Origin of the sequence: Streptomyces sp. NPDC024017, assembly GCF_040638895.1 — a bacterium.
Lineage (GTDB): Bacteria > Actinomycetota > Actinomycetes > Streptomycetales > Streptomycetaceae > Streptomyces.
In genome coordinates this window covers 509,534-529,087 of record NZ_JBEZYZ010000006.1, presented here as the reverse complement: position 1 = coordinate 529,087, position 19,554 = coordinate 509,534, and the positions used below count along the sequence as shown (strand labels likewise).

At 72.2% G+C, this 19,554-nt stretch carries 13 protein-coding genes; 8 read left to right on the top strand and 5 right to left on the bottom strand.

Going from position 1 to position 19,554, the window contains the following annotated elements:
- Nucleotides 1-5: 5 nt before the first annotated feature.
- From AB0G20_RS19525 to AB0G20_RS19515, 3 genes are all read right to left on the bottom strand, one after another.
- Nucleotides 6-1,538 (bottom strand): DUF5719 family protein, encoded by a 1,533-nt coding sequence (locus tag AB0G20_RS19525; RefSeq protein WP_361303781.1) that lies wholly within the window; start codon nucleotides 1,536-1,538, stop codon nucleotides 6-8.
- Nucleotides 1,535-5,203 carry a glycosyltransferase family 2 protein gene (locus tag AB0G20_RS19520; RefSeq protein WP_361303778.1) on the bottom strand — a complete coding sequence of 1,223 codons (3,669 nt, stop codon included), beginning with the start codon at nucleotides 5,201-5,203 and terminating at the stop codon, nucleotides 1,535-1,537. Before AB0G20_RS19520 ends, AB0G20_RS19525 begins: the two co-directional genes overlap by 4 nt.
- A 159-nt stretch (nucleotides 5,204-5,362) precedes the next feature.
- Nucleotides 5,363-5,626 carry a WhiB family transcriptional regulator gene (locus tag AB0G20_RS19515; RefSeq protein WP_010034659.1) on the bottom strand — a complete coding sequence of 88 codons (264 nt, stop codon included), beginning with the start codon at nucleotides 5,624-5,626 and terminating at the stop codon, nucleotides 5,363-5,365.
- A gap of 658 nt (nucleotides 5,627-6,284) precedes the next feature.
- On the opposite strand from AB0G20_RS19515, the gene AB0G20_RS19510 reads away from it, so the two are divergent.
- The 4 genes from AB0G20_RS19510 to AB0G20_RS19495 all read left to right on the top strand — a co-directional run bounded on the left by AB0G20_RS19510 (nucleotide 6,285) and on the right by AB0G20_RS19495 (nucleotide 10,250).
- Nucleotides 6,285-6,791, top strand: a complete 507-nt coding sequence (locus AB0G20_RS19510) for a cysteine dioxygenase family protein (RefSeq protein ID WP_361303775.1) — start codon at nucleotides 6,285-6,287, stop codon at nucleotides 6,789-6,791.
- 74 nt (nucleotides 6,792-6,865) lie between these two features.
- Entirely contained in the window at nucleotides 6,866-7,825 is a 960-nt protein-coding gene (gene cofD / locus AB0G20_RS19505; RefSeq protein WP_361303772.1) for a 2-phospho-L-lactate transferase, read from the top strand.
- Nucleotides 7,822-9,153, top strand: coding sequence for a coenzyme F420-0:L-glutamate ligase (locus AB0G20_RS19500; protein ID WP_361303769.1), 1,332 nt, complete (start codon nucleotides 7,822-7,824; stop codon nucleotides 9,151-9,153). Before cofD ends, AB0G20_RS19500 begins: the two co-directional genes overlap by 4 nt.
- A gap of 128 nt (nucleotides 9,154-9,281) precedes the next feature.
- Nucleotides 9,282-10,250, top strand: a complete 969-nt coding sequence (locus AB0G20_RS19495) for a DNA-3-methyladenine glycosylase 2 family protein (RefSeq protein ID WP_361303766.1) — start codon at nucleotides 9,282-9,284, stop codon at nucleotides 10,248-10,250.
- A 362-nt stretch (nucleotides 10,251-10,612) separates the two neighbouring features.
- Here AB0G20_RS19495 and AB0G20_RS19490 read toward each other — a convergent pair whose 3' ends face one another.
- Together AB0G20_RS19490 and AB0G20_RS19485 are read right to left on the bottom strand one after the other, a co-directional pair.
- Nucleotides 10,613-11,695, bottom strand: coding sequence for an NDP-sugar synthase (locus tag AB0G20_RS19490; RefSeq protein WP_361303763.1), 1,083 nt, complete (start codon nucleotides 11,693-11,695; stop codon nucleotides 10,613-10,615).
- Between the two features lie 134 nt (nucleotides 11,696-11,829).
- Nucleotides 11,830-13,311, bottom strand: a complete 1,482-nt coding sequence (locus AB0G20_RS19485) for an N-acetylmuramoyl-L-alanine amidase (RefSeq protein ID WP_361303760.1) — start codon at nucleotides 13,309-13,311, stop codon at nucleotides 11,830-11,832.
- Nucleotides 13,312-13,460: 149 nt separating this feature from the next.
- On the opposite strand from AB0G20_RS19485, the gene AB0G20_RS19480 reads away from it, so the two are divergent.
- From AB0G20_RS19480 to AB0G20_RS19465, 4 genes are all read left to right on the top strand, one after another.
- Nucleotides 13,461-14,231, top strand: a complete 771-nt coding sequence (locus tag AB0G20_RS19480) for a TIGR03089 family protein (RefSeq protein ID WP_361303757.1) — start codon at nucleotides 13,461-13,463, stop codon at nucleotides 14,229-14,231.
- A 139-nt stretch (nucleotides 14,232-14,370) separates the two neighbouring features.
- Entirely contained in the window at nucleotides 14,371-15,561 is a 1,191-nt protein-coding gene (locus AB0G20_RS19475) for an LCP family protein (RefSeq protein ID WP_361303754.1), read from the top strand.
- A gap of 241 nt (nucleotides 15,562-15,802) precedes the next feature.
- Nucleotides 15,803-17,542, top strand: a complete 1,740-nt coding sequence (locus AB0G20_RS19470) for an LCP family protein (protein ID WP_361303751.1) — start codon at nucleotides 15,803-15,805, stop codon at nucleotides 17,540-17,542.
- Between the two features lie 232 nt (nucleotides 17,543-17,774).
- Nucleotides 17,775-19,526, top strand: coding sequence for an LCP family protein (locus AB0G20_RS19465; protein ID WP_361303748.1), 1,752 nt, complete (start codon nucleotides 17,775-17,777; stop codon nucleotides 19,524-19,526).
- Nucleotides 19,527-19,554 lie beyond the last annotated feature (28 nt).

Genomic DNA, 19,554 nt, shown 5'->3' with positions numbered 1-19,554 from the left:
CAGACCTACTTCTGGAGTACCGACAGGTCCTCGTCCGCCTCGGGCACGGCCACCGTCCCCCGGTCGTCCGGCAGGGTCTGCACGGTGAAGGCGGGGACGCCGTCCTCGCCGGCCGCCAGGGTGCGGGCCCCGTAGACCGGGCCGCCGGAGACCGGCTCGACCGTGAGCGCGTAGGTGCCCTTCAGGCCGCTCGGGGCCGGGGGCTCGATGTCCTGGGTCGTGCCGGCCTTGATCGTGTACGTCTTCGACACCGGTGTGCCGCCCTCGCTGCCGGCCGACGCGGTGACCTTGACCGTGGCAGCGGCGCCGGGCGCCGTCAGGGACAGGGTGCTGCCCTTGCCGCTGTTGCCCGCGGACGTCGCGCGCGTGCCGACGGGGCGGGTGGCCGGGATGAACGCCGTCTCCTGCTTGTCGCCCTTGCCGCGTACGACCCGCAGGGCCGCCACGACCGGCACGGACCGGTCCGTCGGCGTCAGCACCAGGGAGCCGGCCTCGCCGCGGGTGACGTCGCCCAGGTCGACGGCCGTCGTCATGCCGCCCTTGACGTGCACCGTCTCGTGCCCGGCCGGGGTGATCAGCCCGGAGGGTGAGGCGAGCCGCACCTTCAGGTCCGCGTCGGCGTCGCCGGGGGTGAAGGCGACCAGGCGTACGGAGGTGGCGTCCTTGGGGATGCCGGGCAGGACCAGGCTGCCCGACGGGTCCGTGGACGCGGCCAGCCAGTCGCCGCCGAGCTTGTCGTCCAGGGCCTGCACGGCGGCGCCGACGCGTCCGCTGCGGACGTTGACGTGCACGGTGAGGTTGGTCTGCCGCGCGTCGCTGAGGGTGGACAGCAGGACCGGCTCGCTGGAGTGCGGCTGGATGGTGATGCCCTCCCCCACCGCGGACTTCAGGGCGCCGTCCTTGCCGTAGAGCTCGATGTCGACCACGGCGGCGGAGTCGTCGGGGTTCGTCAGGTGGACGTAGTCGGTGCGGTCGGCGTCCGTGCTGGCGCCGGGGAACCAGAAGTCGGTGTCCGGAGCGGTGCAGTTGACGCCCTGCAGGCCGCGCCCGGTCCCCGCGGCGACCTCGGTCGTCTCCTGGACGGTCCAGCCGGGCGCGAACCTGCCGTCCGCGGTACCGACCAGCGCGGGCGCGTCACCGCCGGAGCTGTCGCCGGTCACCGGCTTGCCGGGCTCCTTGGGGGCCGGCACGGGTTGTGCGGGCTTGTCCTTGCCGGACTTCCCGTCGTCCTTGCGTTTGCCCTCGTCCTTGCCGTCGGCCGAGGTGTCGGCCGACTGCTCGGTGGCCGCCTGGAGTTCGGCCTTGCCGCCGCTCCCGGTGCCCTTGGTGACGGGCGTGAAGGAGGTGTAGGCCGTCTCGGCGAGGTCGGACGTGCTGGGCGCGGGGCACAGCAGGCTCGTGCGCTCCACGGGCAGTTGGGCGGCCGCCTTGGCGGCGGTGTCCGTGCCCGGGGCGTCCGGGGCGGACAGCGCGGCGAAGCCGGTGACGGCGGCGAGCGCGGTCGTGCCGGCGATCAGGGACAGGGTGGTGCGGTTCACTGCTGGCTCCCGTCGGGACGCTCACTGCCCGTGCCGTGGGGGTGGTGCTGCTGCGCCGGGTCGTACGGCGTGCCGTAGCCCTGCTGGTAGGCCTGGTCGTAGCCCTGCTGGTCGTGCGGGTCGTACGAGGGGGGCTGGCCCTGGCCGCCGTAGGCGTACGGGTCGTACTGGCCGCCCTGGTACGGGTCCGCCTGGTACTGCTGCCCGTAGGCATCCGCCGGGTACTGGGCGTTCTGGTACTGGTCGCCGTGGCCCGCGTACTCGCCGCCCTGGTAGGCGGCGTTGTCCCACTCCCCGTAGTTCTGCTGCTGGGGGACGGGCGCCGGCGGCTGCTCCGGCTGCGGGGGCGGGAACTCCTCTGGTCCGGCGGCCTCTTCGGCCTCGGCCTCCGCCTGGGCGCGCAGGCGCCGGGCGCGGCGGCCCTCGCCGGCGACGGCCTGGGCCGGGACGGCCGGCTCGTCGGGGAGGTCGTCGTCGATGTCGCGGCGCCGGCCGGGCAGGGCGAGCACCACGAGGACGACGGCGAGGAGGCCCTGGGCCCACAGCCAGGCCGTGTGGCCGACCGGGTCGTCGTAGGTGACGTCCAGGTTGCCGCCGGTGCTGGGGAGTTCGAAGCCCTGGGCCCAGCCGTCGACCGTGGTGCGGGTCAGCGGCTTGCCGTCGAGCGTGGCGGACCAGCCGTCGGAGGCGGAGTCGGCGAGGCGCAGCACGCGTCCGCCGGCGCCGGCCGGGATCGTGGTGTGGATGTCGACGGGCCCGGCGGCGACGGGCTGGGGAGTGCCGGAGCCGGAGGCCGGGACGATGGTGGCGCGCGCGACCTCCTGGTCGATGCGCCACAGTGCGCCGCCGTCCTGCTGGCTGAGCCGGGTCAGACCGGGCGTGGCGTCCAGGACGCGGGTGACCTCGCGCGGCGCGCCCTGGTGGACGAGGACGTAGCGCACGGCGAAGCCGCCGAGCTGGTCGGCCTGGTCGGCGCCGGAGCCCGCGACCAGGTTGGCGACGACCTTGTCGAGCCTGCTGTTCTCGCCGTCGGCCGCGGCGATCTCGGCGTCGCCGAGGCGGGCGCCGGAGCCGCGGACCAGCATGTAGCCGACGTGGGCGCCGGAGTCGCTGTCGAGGACGAGGGTGCGGGCCTGGTCGCGGCTGCCGCTCTCCTCGGCGACGAATGCGGGAACCTGGGTCGGGTCGCGCCGCTCCAGAGGGCTGTCGGCGCCGCGGATCATCCAGCCCGCGGCGATGAGCAGCGGGCCCGCGGCCGAGGCGAAGGCGATCAGCACGGCGACCGGCTGGCGCCAGCCGAAGCTCTGCTCGGCCACGCGCGCGCGTGCCCCGTCGGCGCCGAGCGCGGCGGCCGCCAGGAGGGCGATGCCGTAGACGAGGGTCGCCGGGCCGGCCCAGGTGGAGCTGTTGGACAGGACCGCGAAGACGAAGCCGACCAGGGCGATCGCCCAGGCCGTCCAGATGCCCGACTGGCGTTCCGAGCGCACCAGGGCGGCGAGCGCGGCCAGCACGATGCCGATGAGCATGAGGCCGCTGACGGTGCCGGGGCCGCCCGGGCTGGCGCCGAGCAGGTCGACGGCGGAGGCGGCCGAGGGGCCGTACTCGAGGCCGGCCTCCTGGAGGAAGCCGAACGGCAGCAGCGTCAGCGACCAGGGTGCGAGGAGCAGCAGGGGCGTGCCGAGCTGGGCGAGGAACCGCAGCCCGTAGGCCGTGATGTCGGACCGGCGCAGCACCAGCAGCCCGACGCCGAGGAGCAGCGCGATGGGCCACACGATCGGCGTGAAGGCGGTGGTGATGGTCAGCAGCAGCGCGTACGCCCAGGTGGCACGCCAGCTGCCGCGGGTTCCGGCGGAGTGCGTCAGGCCGCCGGCCGCGATGCCCGCGCGCGCGATGAGCGGCAGCAGCACGGCCAGGACGGCGGTGCCGATGCGGCCGCCGGCGAGGGCGCCGGTGGCGGCGGGCAGGAAGGCGTAGACGACGGCCGCCCAGGCGCGCAGCAGCCGGGACTCGACGAGCGGGCGGGAGGCGAAGTAGGCGGCGACGCCGGCCAGCGGCACCGAGCCGACGAGCAGGACCGTGACGGCGAGGCCGGTCGAACCGAACAGCAGGGACGCCAGCATCGCCACGAGCGCGATGTACGGCGGCGCGGACGAGGTGCCGCCGGCGCCGACCGGGTGCCAGGCGTCCAGGTAGCGCGACCAGAGCTCGGCGGAGTCGGCCGGGGCGGGCAGCAGGGCGCCGCCCGCGAGCGCGCCGCCGCCGAGGAGCTGGCGGCAGGCGACCAGGGAGACCAGCAGCAGCACCAGGAAGAGCACCGGGCCGGGCTTGCGCGCGATGCGCTTGAGCCGGGCGAACTGCTCGATCTCCAGGAAGTCGGCGTCGTCGCCGCCGGGGCCCGACTCGACGGCGCCGCCGTGCCGTCCGGCGCCGGCCGCGACCTCCGGGTCGGAGCGGCCGACGAGGCTGCTCGCGACCTGCTCGACGGTGACGCGGACGGTCGCGCCGGGCGGTGGGAAGAGGGCCCGCAGCTCGGCCTTGTCGATCTGGGGTGCGCCCCTGCCACGCCGTCCGGCGAGGATCCGCTCGGGCCGGAGCAGCGTGCCCATCAGGCCGCGGATCTCGTCGACGGCCTGTCCGGGGACCTTGCCGACGAGGTAGGCCACGGTGCGCAGCAGGGTGCCGAGCACGATCCGCAGCATCACCCAGGGGAGCACGGCCGTACGCGAGTTGACGAGCAGGGTGTAGACGGCGCCGGCCTTGTCGACCTTGTGCGGGGAGGCCGCCGTACGGCCCACGCAGTCGACCGTGCGGCGCTCGCGGCTGGACGCCTCGGCGTGCCGGACGACCGCCTCGGGGGCGACCAGGACGCGGTAGCCGGCCGCTTGGGCGCGCCAGCACAGGTCGACGTCGTCGCGCATGAGGGGCAGGTGGCGGTCGAAGCCGCCGAGCTGCTCGAAGACGTCGCGGCGGACGAGCATGCCGGCGGTGGACACCGACAGCACGGTCCGGACGTGGTCGTGCTGGCCCTGGTCCTGCTCGCGGCGGTCGAGGCCGGTCCAGCGGCGGCCGGAGTTGGCGATGGAGACGCCGACCTCCAGCAGCTGCCGCCGGTCGTACCAGCCGCGAAGCTTGGGGCCCACCACGGCGACGTCGTCGCGGCCCAGCTCGTACTCGTTGTCCACGACCCGCAGCAGCTGGGCCAGGGCGTCGGGGTCCGGGGCGCAGTCGTCGTGGAGCAGCCACAGCCACTGCACCGGCTCGCCGTGCGGGAGCTCGGGCAGGTCGTAGGCGTCGTCGCGCCATGAGCGGGTGACCGGGTCCCAGCCGCTGGGCCGCTTCAGGTACGGGAGCTGCTCGGGGGTGAGGACCGGGGCGGTGCGGCCGCACTCCTCGACGGCCTGGCCGAAGCCGGTGCGGCGGGCGAGGTGCAGCACGCGGTCGGGGCCGAGGGCGTCGGTGACCAGCTGGGCGGAGGCGTCCGCGCTGCCGGTGTCGGCCCCCATCGCGTACTGGACGGGCCGCTCCTGGCCGAGCAGCCCGGCCAGCGCGTCGGGCAGCCAGCGGGCGCCGTCGTGGGAGACGAGGACCGCGGTCACCACATGACGCGGGAACTCAGGTGCGGCAGCGGAGTCGTGATGAGCTGCCGGGTGGCTGTGCACGGACATCGAGGTACGGGCCCCGGTTCGGTGGACTGCGGTGGACGCCTGCGCCCGGTGAGGGCGGGGGCGTCTCGGACGAGCGACCACACTATCGGCTGCGCAGCAAGGCGGCCCGCCGCCTGTGGACAACCCACGGGCGACGGGCCGTTCGCGAAGAGGGGTCGGTCAGACGGCCGCTTTCTTCAGCCGGCGGCGCTCCCGCTCGGACAGGCCGCCCCAGATGCCGAATCGCTCGTCGTTGGCGAGGGCGTACTCGAGGCACTCGGAGCGGACCTCGCAGGCGAGGCAGACCTTCTTGGCCTCCCTGGTCGAGCCGCCCTTCTCGGGGAAGAAGGACTCGGGGTCGGTCTGGGCGCACAGCGCGCGCTCCTGCCAGCCGAGTTCCTCGTCCGCGTCGTCGACCAGCAGTTGCTGCACCGTCTCGGTCATGTGCGCCCCTCGTCTGTCTTTCGCGTCCCCGTGATCTAGCCGTTACCGATTCCGGCTGAACGACACGAGTGAAATTACAAGTGTGCTGCTCCGGGCGAGTCAAGCCGAGATCTGCTATTGGGCCCCTTATTCACTCTGCGGAACCAAGCCCATGCGGAAAGTGTTCAAATCACCATAAAACCTGACACACGGATGGAGCCCCTGAGGGCTCACACCTTCCGCCGGACCCCTCGCGGACCTGTACGGAGGAGGACGCCCAGGAGTTCGATCTCGTTCCGACACGCACGTCGAAGCGAAACGGATCACAGTCGGATCACGAGTACGCAACGGGGTTTGTGCGCCCGGTTGGACGCCATGTGTCCCGGGCGGGCCATGAACAAACCTTTCATCTGAGCGATCGACCGGATGAGGTGAACCACATCCCACATACCGGGTGTCGAGTTGACAGTGAGGGTGTGAACCGGTGTCCTTGTGGGCATGCTCGCGAACTTGGCATCCACCTCGACCCGCACCGCCGGGTCCCACGGTGCTGCCCGCGCTCGCTGTAGCTGTTGCTGTTCCAGCTGTTGAGCCACACCTGCTCCAGCTGAAGGCCGAGCCACCCGTATCTCGGCTCCTGTTCCCTCTGACCTTCCTTCACTGAGGAACCACGCACCCCATGAACAGCGACAGCGACCTCCAGATCGCCGGCGACATCCTCGAAGTCACGCACCTCCTCCAGACCCCGCGCGAGCACCCGGCCACCGTCGCCGAGTTCGTCGGACTGGCCCGCACCCTCGCCGAAGACCGCTCCCAGTGGGAGCACCTCGTCCGCTACGACGCGACCAGCCGCTGGTACCACCGGCTGCGCACCGGTCCGGGCTACGAGGTGTGGCTGCTGTCCTGGGTGCCCGGGCAGGGCAGCGGGCTGCACGACCACGGCCGCTCCTCCGGTGTGCTCACCGTGCTGGACGGCACGCTGACCGAGCGCACGGAGCGGGGCACGCGCGCATTGCGGGCGGGCGCGCAGCGCGTGTTCGCGCCGGGGTACGTGCACGAGGTCGTGAACGACGCACTGGAGCCGGCGGTGAGCCTGCACATCTACTACCCGGGCCTCACCGAGATGCCGATGCACACGGCCCCGCACTGCGAAGCACGGAGCGCACCGGGTGTCGTGACTGCCTGACCGGCTGCCGTAGCCGCCGACCGGTTGTCGTAGGCGCCGACCGGTTGTCGTAGGCGCCTGCAAGACTGGCTCCCATGCGCATTGTGGTTCTGGCAGGCGGCATCGGCGGTGCCCGGTTCCTGCGTGGTCTGAAGCGGGCCGTCCCGGACGCGGACATCACGGTCATCGGCAACACCGGGGACGACATCCACCTCTTCGGGCTGAAGGTCTGCCCGGACCTCGACACGGTGATGTACACCCTCGGCGGCGGTATCAACGAGGAGCAGGGCTGGGGTCGTGCCGACGAGACCTTCCACCTCAAGGAGGAGCTCGGGGCGTACGGCGTCGGGCCCGAGTGGTTCGGCCTCGGCGACCGGGACTTCGCCACGCACATCGTGCGGACGCAGATGATCGGCGCCGGATACCCGCTGAGCGCGGTGACGGAGGCGCTGTGCGACCGCTGGAAGCCGGGCGTGCGGCTCATCCCCATGTCCGACGACCGCGTCGAGACCCATGTGGCCGTCGAGATCGACGGCGAGACCAAGGCGATCCACTTCCAGGAGTACTGGGTGCGGCTGCGCGCCTCGGTGCCCGCCCGGGCGATCGTGCCGGTGGGTGCCGACCAGGCGAAGCCCGCGCCGGGCGTCCTGGAGGCCATCGCCGAGGCGGACGTGATCCTCTTCCCGCCGTCCAACCCGGTCGTGTCGATCGGCACGATCCTCGCCGTGCCCGGCATCCGGGAGGCGATCGCCGACGCCGGGGTGCCGGTCATCGGCCTCTCCCCCATCGTCGGTGACGCGCCCGTGCGGGGCATGGCCGACAAGGTGCTCGCCGCCGTGGGCGTCGAGTCGACCGCCTCGGCGGTGGCCGAGCACTACGGCTCGGGCCTGCTGGACGGCTGGCTCGTCGATTCGGTGGACGCGGGCGCGGTGGAGCAGGTCGAGGCGGCCGGGATCCGCTGCCGGGCCGTGCCGCTGATGATGAGCGACACCGACGCCACCGCGCGGATGGCCCAGGAGGCGCTGGCGCTGGCCGAGGAGGTGCGGGGAGCGTGAGCGGCGAGGTCACCGGCGCGGAGCCGGTTGCCCCCGGGTACCGGGTGTGGGCCCTGGGCGGGCTGCCCGAGGTCGCGGCCGGGGACGACCTGGCGAAGCTGATCGCGGCCGCCGAGCCCGGGCTGGCCGACGGGGACGTGCTGCTCGTCACCTCGAAGATCGTGTCCAAGGCGGAGGGCCGGATCGTCCGGGCCGCCGACCGGGAGGCCGCGATCGACGCGGAGACCGTCCGGGTGGTGGCCCGGCGCGGGGCCCTGCGGATCGTCGAGAACCGGCAGGGTCTCGTCATGGCCGCGGCCGGGGTCGACGCGTCCAACACCCCGTCCGGGACGGTGCTGTTGCTGCCCGAGGACCCGGACGCCTCCGCCCGCGCCATCCGCGACGGACTGCGCGACGCCCTCGGCGTCGACGTCGGGGTCGTGGTCACCGACACGTCCGGGCGGCCCTGGCGCTCCGGGCTCACGGACGTCGCGATCGGCGCCGCCGGGGTGCGCGTGCTCGACGATCTGCGCGGCGGCACGGACGCGTACGGCAATCCGCTCAGCGCCACCGTCGTGGCCACGGCCGACGAACTCGCCGCCGCCGGCGACCTGGTCAAGGGCAAGGCCGCGGGGCTGCCCGTCGCCGTGGCGCGCGGGCTCCCGCACCTGGTGGCGGAGGGCGACGACGGCGAGGGAGCGCGGGCCATGGTCCGCGGCGCACGCGACGACATGTTCCGCCTCGGCACCTCGGAGGCGATACGGCTGGCCGTGACCCAGCGGCGTACGGTCCGCTCCTTCACGGACGAGCCCGTCGACGCGGACGCCGTACGGCGGGCCGTGGCCGCGGCCGTGACGGCTCCGGCCCCGCACCACACGACACCGTGGCGGTTCGTCCTGCTGGAGTCGGAGGCGTCGCGGACCCGCCTGCTCGACGCCATGCGGGACGCGTGGATCGCCGACCTGCGGCGGGACGGCAAGACGGAGGAGTCCATCGCCAAGCGGGTCCGGCGCGGGGACGTCCTGCGCAACGCGCCCTACCTCGTCGTCCCCTGCCTGGTCATGGACGGCTCGCACACCTACGGCGACCAGCGGCGCGACGGTGCCGAGCGGGAGATGTTCGTGGTCGCCGCCGGTGCCGGCGTGCAGAACTTCCTGGTCGCGCTGGCCGGGGAGCGGCTGGGGTCGGCATGGGTGTCGTCGACGATGTTCTGCCGGGACGTGGTGCGCGCGGTGCTGGATCTGCCGGCGGACTGGGACCCGATGGGCGCGGTGGCGGTCGGGCATCCGGCGGAGGAACCACGGCCGCGGCCCGAGCGGGACGCGGGGGCGTTCATCGAGGTGCGGTGACAGGTGCCGGGCGGCGCCTACTCTCGTAGGGCTGCTCCTCACGGATCCCAGGGACGTCATTCATGGCAGGACGGTTCGCTCCGCGACCCACGCTCCCCCACAGCCCGCAAGGCGTGGGAGGTACCCCCATGCCCGGGCGCGGTGGGCATGTCGCCGTGCCCGGAGGGGTGCCGCGGCAGGCGGCGGGGCCGGGCCGGGTGCGGGAGTGGGTGCCGGACGGGCCGCTGGATCTCGGCCTGGTGCTCGGGCCGTTGCGGCGCGGGCCCGGCGATCCGACCTTCCGGGCGACACCGGACGGGTCCGTCTGGCGCACCAGTCTCACTCCGGCCGGGCCCGGGACGCTGCGGGTGCGCGCGTACGGCGGTGGGGTGCGCGGGGAGGCCTGGGGGCCGGGGACGGAGTGGCTGCTGGAGCGGTTGCCGGAGCTGCTCGGGGCCGCCGACGATCCGTCGGCGTTCGTGCCGCGGCACCGGCTGCTGGCGTCGGCCCGGCATCGGCGGCCGGGGTTGCGGCTGACGCGGAGCGGGCTCGTGCTGGAGTCGCTGATTCCGTCGATCCTGGAGCAGAAGGTCACGACCGATGAGGCGTATCGGGCGTGGCGGCTGCTGGTACGGAAGTTCGGGGAACCGGCGCCGGGGCCCGCGCCCGAGCGGATGTACGTGATGCCGGCTCCCCGGACGTGGGCGTTGATTCCGTCGTGGGAGTGGCATCGGGCCGGGGTCGACAACAAGCGGGCATCGACGATTCTGCGCGCGGTACGGGTCGCTGCGCGGCTTGAGCAGGCGGTGGGGATGGAGCCCGGGGCGGCTCGGGCGCGGCTGGAGGTCGTTCCGGGGGTCGGGCCGTGGACCTCTGCGGAGACGGTGCAGCGCAGTCATGGGGCTGCGGACGAGGTGACGGTGGGGGATCTGCATCTGCCCGGGATCGTGGGGTGGGCGCTGGCCGGGGACCGGGATGCGGATGATGCGGTGATGCTGGAGCTGCTTGAGCCGTATGCGGGGCAGCGGCATCGGGCGGCTCGGTTGATTCTGCTGAGCGGGAGGGTGCCGGGGCGTAGGGCGCCGAAGATGCCGCGGTGGGATATCGGGCAGTTGTGAGCCGTTGGGTTCAGGTGCTCGGCGGTGGTGCCGGCGTCGGGGCGTTGCGCAGCCCGGCGGAGCGGGGTGCCGCTGCGCCCACCCGTGCCGCCCTTAGCGGCACGATTGCCCGCAGCTAGGCGGGACGGGGCGCCCGCACCTAGGCGGGACGGGGACCGCGTCCCGGGCGGGACGGGACCCCCCAGCTAGGCGGCCCAGGGGGCCCGCAGCTAGGCGGGGCACGGCCCCCGCAGCTAGGCGGGGCAGGCCGCCCGTAGTTGGGTGGGGCGCGGCCCCCGTTGCTGGGCGGGGCAGGCCGCCCGTAGTTAGGCGGGGCGCGGCCCCCGTTGCTGGGCGGGGGCCGCCCCCTGCGCTCCTGTGTCCTACTGGTCCGACGAGAAGCGGACCGCTCCTGCTGGGATGCGGGCGTCGCACCATATGCGGGCGCCCTCCAGGAGTTCGTTGTCGGGGCCGATCACCGCGCCGTCGCCTATGACCGTGCCCGTGAGGACCGAGCGCCGGCCGACGCGGGCGCGGGTGCCGATCAGGGAGTCGGTGATGACCGCGCCCGGTTCGATGACCGCGCCGGGCAGGATCGTGCTGCCGAAGATCCGCGCGCCCTCCGCGACGAAGGCACCCTCTCCCACCACCGTGCCGCCCGACAGCTTCGCGTCGGACGCGACCTGAGCCGTGGGCAGGACCAGGCGATCGCCGCAGCGGCCGGGGACGGCGGGCGACGGGGCCCGGCCGAGGACCAGGTCCGCCGAGCCGCGGACGAAGGCCGCCGGGGTGCCCAGGTCCAGCCAGTACGTCGAGTCGACCATGCCCTGGAGGTGCGCGCCGGCCGAGAGGAGACCGGGGAAGGTCTCCCGTTCCACCGATACCGGCCTGCCCAGCGGGATCGAGTCGATGACCGAGCGGCGGAAGACGTACGCCCCCGCGTTGATCTGGTCGGTGACGATCTCCTCGGGGGTCTGCGGCTTCTCCAGGAACGCCAGGACCCTGCCCGTGTCGTCCGTGGGGACGAGGCCGTAGGCGCGCGGGTCCGTGACCTTGGTGAGGTGCAGGGAGACGTCCGCCCCTGTCGTCTCGTGGGTGTCGACCAGGGCCCGGATGTCCAGGCCCGTCAGGATGTCGCCGTTGAAGATCAGGATCGGGTCGTCGGGGCCGGAGTGCAGCCGCGAGGCCACGTTGCGGATGGCGCCGCCGGTGCCGAGCGGCTCCTCCTCCGTGACGTACTCGAGGTGAAGCCCGAGCGCGGAGCCGTCGCCGAAGTACGGCTCGAAGACCTCGGCCAGGTAGGACGTGGCCAGGACGATGTGCTCGACACCCGCCGCTCTCGCTCTCGCCAGCTGGTGCGTGAGGAAGGGCACCCCGGCCGCCGGGACCATGGGCTTGGGCGTGTGCACCGTGAGCGGGCGCAGCCGGGTGCCCTTGCCGCCGACCAGGAGGATCGCTTCTGTCACGTGTCGTCTCTGCTTCCTGCCGGGACCGGCCGAACTGTCTTTCGGCCGGTCAGTGTATGCAGACCGTTCCGTGGCGCCTTCGTTGGCCGTGCGGCATTCCGCCCCCCTGCCCCCCGTAGGCGGTGAACGTGTACTCAGCGGCCCTGGTAGCGGGCCGCCTTGGAGCGGGCCGAGCCGAGCTTTCCGTAGAGCTTGCGTCCCGGGCACTCCGTGATGAAGCCGTCCCGGTGACCCGAGATCACGTTCAGTCGCACCTTCTTACCTTTGCGGTGGAGATTGCTGCCGGCCGACTTCAGGTATGTCTTCCCCTTCGGATTCACCCGGTACAGCCCCAGCTTCCACGCGGTCAGCCGGGCCACGGCCTTGACCGCGGACTTCGACGGCTTCGTGGCGCCGTACGACCCGAGGACGGCGATCCCCATGCTGTTGCTGTTGAAACCAAGCGTGTGCGCGCCGAGGACCGGTTTCGCCACGCCCCCGGCCCGGCCCTCGTAGATCTTTCCGCACTTGTCGATGAGGAAGTTGTAGCCGATGTCCCGCCACCCCATGCTCTTGACGTGGTAGCGGTAGATACTGCGGATGAGTGACGGGACCTGCGAGCAGCGGTAGTTGTTGCCGCTGGCCGTGTGGTGCACGAAGGCCGCCTTGATCTTCTTCGTGTACTTGAAGCCGCTCTCCCGCAGCCCCTCGTTCGCACCCCAGCCGCGCCGCGTGACGATACCCGGGCGCGGACCGATGTACGGCTTGGCCTGCCGCTGCTGCTCCGTCAGCTCGCCGACGTTGAGGGCGAGGTACTCCTGCTCGGTCTGGGCGCGGCTCAGTGCCGCGATCTCGGTGGCACCGAGGGGGGCCAGGTCGGCGTTGACGGCTGAGGCTTCGGTGAGTGCGGAGGCCTCGGAGAGGGCGGCGGCCTCGGCGGTCAGGCCACTGGTGCGGGGGCCGTCCGCGGCGGCATCGGGGAGTGAGTCGTCGTCCTCGCCGGGGTCGACGAGTTCGAGGCGCAGGCCCGAGGGCAGCGGGGGCGCGGCGGGCAGGTTGCGGGTGCCCGAGGTGTGCTCGGCGGAGTCGGGCTCGGATTCGGAACGGACGCGGAGTTCCACGCCGTCGGAGTCGCCCACCCACAGCGGGGCCGTGGCACCGCGGACGCGGCCCGAGGTTCTCTCGGCGGTGTCCGGGTCGGCGGCGTGGTCGGCGTTGTGGGTCTCCACGTCCTGCCAGCCCGACCAGGTGCCGGTGCCGGCGGCGCGGGTGCGGACCTGGACGCGGCCGTGCAGTTCGGCGTCGGGGTCGTCCCAGACGACGCCGACGAGGGAGAAGTGGCGTACGGCTCGGCGGGGCAGGCCCTGTTCGGTGGAGGGGGCGGAGGGGGTGGCTCGGTTGCGGGTGAGGGGTTCGAGGGGGAGGGACTGGGTGCTGCCGGCGGCGTGCGGTTCGGTCGCGCGCCGGTCGGTCGGGGTGGCGGCCGGGGTCCCCGCGCGGGGCGAGGGTCTCGCCGTCGTGGCGGCTTCCGCGGCCGACACCGGTCCCGCCGTCGCCGCGAGGGCGGGAGGGGTGAGGGGAAGGGCCAGGGCGGCCGCACAGGTGACACCGATCGAGGAGGCAAGGAATCCACGCATGCCCCTGATCTTGGACATGGTCATACAAGTCTGTCTATTTGGGATTTGACGGACTGTCGGCCGGGTTCGGCCGAACCGGTGGCGGATTCGTGGCGGGGCGATGGCCCGGCCGTTGGGTGCAGGGGCGTGCGCCGCGTACGCTTGCGCGGGTGAACGCCACCGATCGCACCCCCGCCGACCTGCTGGGTTCCGCGCTCGCCGCGGATCCGGGACGTCCCCTGGTGACCTTCTACGACGACGCCACGGGCGAACGTGTCGAACTGTCCGTGGCCACCTTCGCCAATTGGGTGGCCAAGACCGCCAACCTCCTCCAGGACGAGCTGTCCGTCGAGCCCGGGGACCGGGTGGCGCTGCTGCTGCCCGCGCACTGGCAGACGGCGGTGTGGCTGCTGGCGTGTGCGTCGGTGGGAGTCGTCGCGGACGTGTCCGGGGACGTCCGGTCGGCCGACGTCGCGGTGAGCGGGCCGGACCGGCTGGAGGAGGCACGGGCCTGCTCCGGGGCGCGGATCGCGATGGCGCTGCGGCCGCTCGGGGGGCGCTTCCCACAGGCTCCCGAGGGGTTCGCCGACTACGCGGTGGAGGTGCCGGGGCAGGGTGACCGGTTCGTGCCGTACGCCCCGGTGGATCCGGAGGGGCCCGCGCTGATCGTGGCCGGGCGGGAGTTCAGCGGGGCCGAGGTGGTCGAGCGGGCCCGGGCCGAGGCGACGGGGCTCGGCCTGACCGGGCCCGGGTCGCGGATCCTGTCGGACCTGCCGTACGACACGTGGGACGGGCTGAACGCCGGGCTGTACGGGCCGCTGGCCACCGGTGGTTCCGTGGTGCTGTGCCGGAACCTGGAGCAGGCCGGGGACGGAGTGCTGGACAAGCGCGTGGAGAGCGAGCGCGTCACGACCATCGCCCGCGGCACAGGGGGCCGGTAGCCGCGCCGCTCCCTCGTTCGGCCCATCCCCACCCACCCCCCGCCCGCCATCCGCGCCATGGTCGTAGGAGCAGTGTGCGCGGGGCGTTCCTACGTCAGGAGGGGTGGTTGCCGCCGTGGGCTACAGGGTCGGTCCGGGCATGGGGGCGTCCGCCAGCGGGCGGGGGCTGGTGCGGCGGCGCCGACGGCGATGGGTGCGGATCACGGCGTTCGGGGTCACGGCCCTCGTCGTGGCGGCCGGAGGAGTCGGCTGGGCCGTGTACGCGAAGCTCAGCGGGAACATCACGCCCGACGAGGCGGCCGCCGCCGAGCTCGCGCGGTACGACAAGGAGCGGCCCACCTCCCTGGTCAAGGACGCGCGGAACATCCTGCTGATCGGGTCGGACTCGCGCGAGGGGACCGACAACGCCCGCTACGGGCGGGACTCCGGCACCGAGCGGTCCGACACCACGATCCTGCTGCACCTGTCCGGGGGCCGGGGCAGCGCCACCGCCGTCTCCCTCCCCCGGGACCTGATGGTGGACCTGCCGGGCTGCCGACGCCCGGACGGGTCCCGGAGCGCGCCCCGGTTCGCCATGTTCAACCAGGCCTTCCAGATGGGCGGGTCGGCCTGCACCATCCGGACCGTGGAGAAGCTGACCGACATCCGCATCGACCATCACGTCGTCGTCGACTTCCACGGCTTCAAGAAGATGGTCGACGCGGTCGACGGCGTCGAGGTGTGCCTGCGGGAACCGATCGACGACCGGGCCGCCAAGCTGCGGCTGCCCGCCGGACGCGTGACGCTGAACGGCGAGCAGGCCCTCGGCTACGTCCGCGCCCGCAAGACCCTCGGCGACGGCAGCGACACCGAGCGGATGGAGCGCCAGCAGCGATTCCTCGGGGCACTCGTCAACAAGGTGCGCAGCAATGACGTCCTGCTGAATCCGGCGAAGCTGTATCCCGTGCTGGATGCCGCCACGTCGGCTCTCACCACCGACCCGGAATTGGCGAGCTTGCGTGGTTTGTACGAACTCGTGCGCGGCCTGCGCGACATCCCCATGGAACAAGTGCAATTCCTGACCGTCCCCCGGGAGTCGTATACGTACGACGCCAATCGCGACCAACTCGTGGAACCTGCGGCGGAGCGGCTGTTCGAGCGGCTCCGTACGGACACGCCCGTGGTCGTGGAGGGGAACGGGCCGCGAAGTTCCGCCCCGCTGCGGCTCGCCGATACGCGTGACGGGTCGTACGGGGATTCGCATCCGGGTCCTTACCGACAGCCCTCCGTCACCGTTTCTCCTCCACCGACGTTTCGGGGGAACACGGCAGCCGAGGACACCTGCGAGTAAAGCGGGCACCAAGGTCACTCCAAGGCAATGAACTCTTCACCCGGGAAATGGGCGAATTGCCCAGGTGTAGGGACGTGGAATGGGTCACCGTCGTCGCTAGGCGCCGAAAGGGGCGGTTAGTGTGAGCGATCCGGTGCGCCCGGCTCTGAGGGACGGTCCTGAGGTCGCGCACTGTGTGACCGAGACCCGAGCGCCTTGGAGGGGAAGGCGCCGCGTGCCCCGACGGAGGAAACAGGCAACCGTGGACGCGCAAGGCCGTGGGCGGGCGGACGACATCGATCCCGCAGATCAGTGGGTGCTCAACCCGAACACCGGCGAATACGAAATGCGACTGGGGCCTTCCGCACCGCAGTCGGGCGTCCCCGCGCCGCGCAGGCCGCGGGCCTCCGAGGCGGCCCCGTCGGCGCGCGGCCGCAGGGAGGCGTCCGGCCGGTCACGGCCCGAGACGCCCGGCCGTGCGGTGCCGCCGCCGCGCAGGCGCCGCGGGGCACCGGAGGAGCCGCTGCCGGGGCGGCGCGGACGCCGTCCGGCGAAGGCCTCGAAGAGCAAGAAGGCCCTGCTGTGGACCGGCGGCGCGATGGCGTTCGTGCTGGTCGCCGGCGCGGGTGCCGCGTACTTCTACATCGAGCACCTGAACGACAACATCGCGTCCGTCTCCGACGACGGCGCGAGCACCGGTGGCTTCCAGAAGGACAAGGCCATCAACATCCTGCTGATCGGCACCGACAAGCGCACCGGCAAGGGCAACGACAGCTACGGCGACGCGGGCAGCGCCGGGCACGCCGACACCACGATCCTGCTGCACGTCTCCAAGGACCGTTCGAACGCGACGGCGCTGAGCATCCCGCGTGACCTGATCGTCGACGTGCCGGACTGCCCGACGACGCAGGAGGACGGCACGCAGAAGATCATCCCCGGCACGCAGCAGGCCCGCTTCAACACCAGCCTCGGCCAGGACGGCCGTACGCCCAGCTGCACCATGCGGACCGTGACCGAGCTGACCGGGGTCAAGCCGGACAACTTCATGGTCGCCGACTTCAACGCGGTCAAGACGCTGACCAGCGCGGTCGGCGGGGTCGAGGTCTGCCTGGGCAAGGACATCGACGACCCGGACTCGCACCTGAAGCTGTCCAAGGGCACGCACACGATCGAGGGCGAGCAGGCCCTGGCGTTCGTGCGCACCCGGCACGCCGTGGGCTTCGGCGGCGACCTGAGCCGGATCGGACTGCAGCAGCAGTTCCTGAGCGCGCTGATGCGCAAGCTCAAGGACAACGACACGCTCACCAGCCCGTCGAAGATGCTCGACCTGGCCGAGGCCGGCACCAAGGCGCTGACCGTCGACTCGCAGCTGGACAGCATCGGCAAGCTGAAGGACCTCGGTCTGGAGCTGGGCAAGCTCAACACCAAGAACCTGACGTTCGCCACCACACCGGTGATCGACAACCCGGCGGAGAAGGTCAAGACCACGGTCGTGCTCAACGAGTCGACGGCCCCGCAGGTCTTCGACATGATCAGGAACGACGTCTCCTTCACCGCCGTCAAAGAGCAGAAGAAGAAGGAGGCCGCCGCGGTCGCCGCCCGGCTGAAGGGCACCAAGGCCCCGGCCTCCGAGGTGCGGGTGCGGATCCTCAACGGCGGTGCCGTCGCGGGCAGCGCGCAGGAGACGCTGAGCTGGCTGCAGAACGAGGAGGGCGTGGTCAAGTCGGAGAACGCCGGCAACGCGCCCGCCTCGCTGTCGAAGACCACGCTCGAGTACGCCCCCGACCAGGCCGCCCAGGCCCGCCGCCTCGCCGACATCATGGGCCTGTCCGGGTCCGCGATGAAGCCGGGAAAGAGCGTGACCAACTCCCAGGGCGTGCCCGCGATGACGCTGACCCTCGGCAAGGACTTCAAGGGGGCCGGGGTCTCCCTCACCGCGCCCACAAAGGCACCGGAGGGGGTGCAGAAGTCCACCGCCGACAAGGTGGAGTGCGCCAAGTAGCGGTTAATTCCCCCGCGTTCACCGAACTTCCTTCAAACAAATGGGCGGGATTGCCCAGTTGTGAGAACGTGCAATTTCTCACCCACGTCGCTTGACGCCGAAGTGTGCGGATAGTGTGTGCGATCCAGTGCTCTCACCCATGAGGTCCGTCCTGGGGGGTGCACTGCTTGACCAGCACCGTGCGTCTTCCGGGGGAGGGCGCCGCGTGGCCCGACGGAGGAATCAGGCAACCGTGGACGCGCAAGGCCGTGGGCGGGCGGACGACATCGACCCCGCAGACCAGTGGGTACTCAACCCGAACACCGGCGAATACGAACTGCGACTGGCCCCTTCCGCAGCGCAATCGTCCGTTCCCGGCCCTAGGGGTTCCGGTGGCCGTGGCGCGACCGGAACGGGCGGTGCGGCACGTGCCCGCCGGACCGCCCCCGCCCGGCGTTCCGGAGCGCCGGCATCCGACGGTGAGGCTCCCTCTCCGCGCAGACGCCCGAGCGCCCCGGCCGAGGCCGCGGGACGGCGCGGACGCCGTCCCGTGCCGAAGAAGGCGAAGGGCAAGAAGGTCCTGCTGTGGACCGGCGGCTCGCTGGCCTTCGTACTGGTCGGGGCGAGCGCGACCGCGTACCTCTACTACGAGCACCTCAACAACAACATCACGTCCGTCTCCGACGACGGCGCGGGCACCGGCGGGTTCAGCAAGGACCGCGCGATCAACATCCTGCTGGTCGGCACCGACAAGCGCACCGGCAAGGGCAACGAGGGCTACGGCGACAAGGACAGCGCCGGGCACGCGGACACCACGCTGGTGCTGCACGTCTCCAAGGACCGTACGAACGCGACGGTGCTGAGCATCCCGCGCGACCTGATCACCGACATCCCGGACTGTCCGACGACGCAGGAGGACGGCTCGGAGAAGGTCATCCCGGGCAAGCAGCGCACCCGCTTCAACAACAGCCTCGGGCAGGAGGACCGGACGCCGAGCTGCACCATGCGTACGATCACCGAGCTCACCGGGCTGAAGATGGACCACTTCATGGTGGCCGACTTCAACGCGGTCAAGACGCTGACCAGCGCGGTCGGCGGGGTCGACGTCTGTCTGGCCAAGGACATCAAGGACCCCGACTCCAAGCTCGACCTGCCCAAGGGCGAGCACACGATCGAGGGCGAGGAGGCGCTGGCCTTCGTCCGCACCCGGCACTCCGTGGGCTTCGGCGGTGACCTGAGCCGGATCGAGCTGCAACAGCAGTTCCTGGGCTCGATGCTGCGCAAGCTGAAGTCCAACGACACCCTCACCAGCCCGTCGAAGATGATCAAGCTGGCGGAGGCGGGCACCAAGGCGCTGACCGTCGACTCCCAGATCAGCACGATCAAGAAGCTGGCCGATCTCGGGGCCGAGCTGGGCAAGTTCGACGCCAAGAACCTCACGTTCGCCACCGTGCCCGTCGTCGACAACCCCGCGGAGAAGATCAAGGCCACGGTGGTCCTGAAGGAGCCCCAGGCCCAGCAGCTGTTCGCGATGGTCCGGGACGACGTGTCGCTGACCGACGTGAAGCAGGAGAAGAAGAAGGAGAAGGCCGCCGAGGCCGCCCGGCTGAAGGGCACCAAGGCGCCGGCCTCCGAGGTGCGGGTGCGGATCCTCAACGGCGGTGCCGTCGCGGGCAGCGCCCAGGAGACCCTCAGCTGGCTGCAGGTCCAGGAGGGTGTGACCAAGTCCGAGAACGCGGGCAACGCCGAGCAGCCGCTGGCGAAGACCACGCTGGAGTACGCGCCCGACCAGGCAGCCCAGGCCCGCCGGCTCGCGGACATCATGGGTCTGTCCGGGGCCGCGCTGAAGCCGGGAGAGAGCGTGACCAACTCCCAGGGGGTGCCCGCGATGACGCTGACCCTCGGCAAGGACTTCAAGGGCGCGGGCGTGCCGCTCACCACTCCGGCGAAGGTGCCGGACGACGTGCAGAAGGCCACGGCCGACAAGGTCGAGTGCGCGAAGTGACCTGACCGTCCCTTCCTGCGTCTAACAG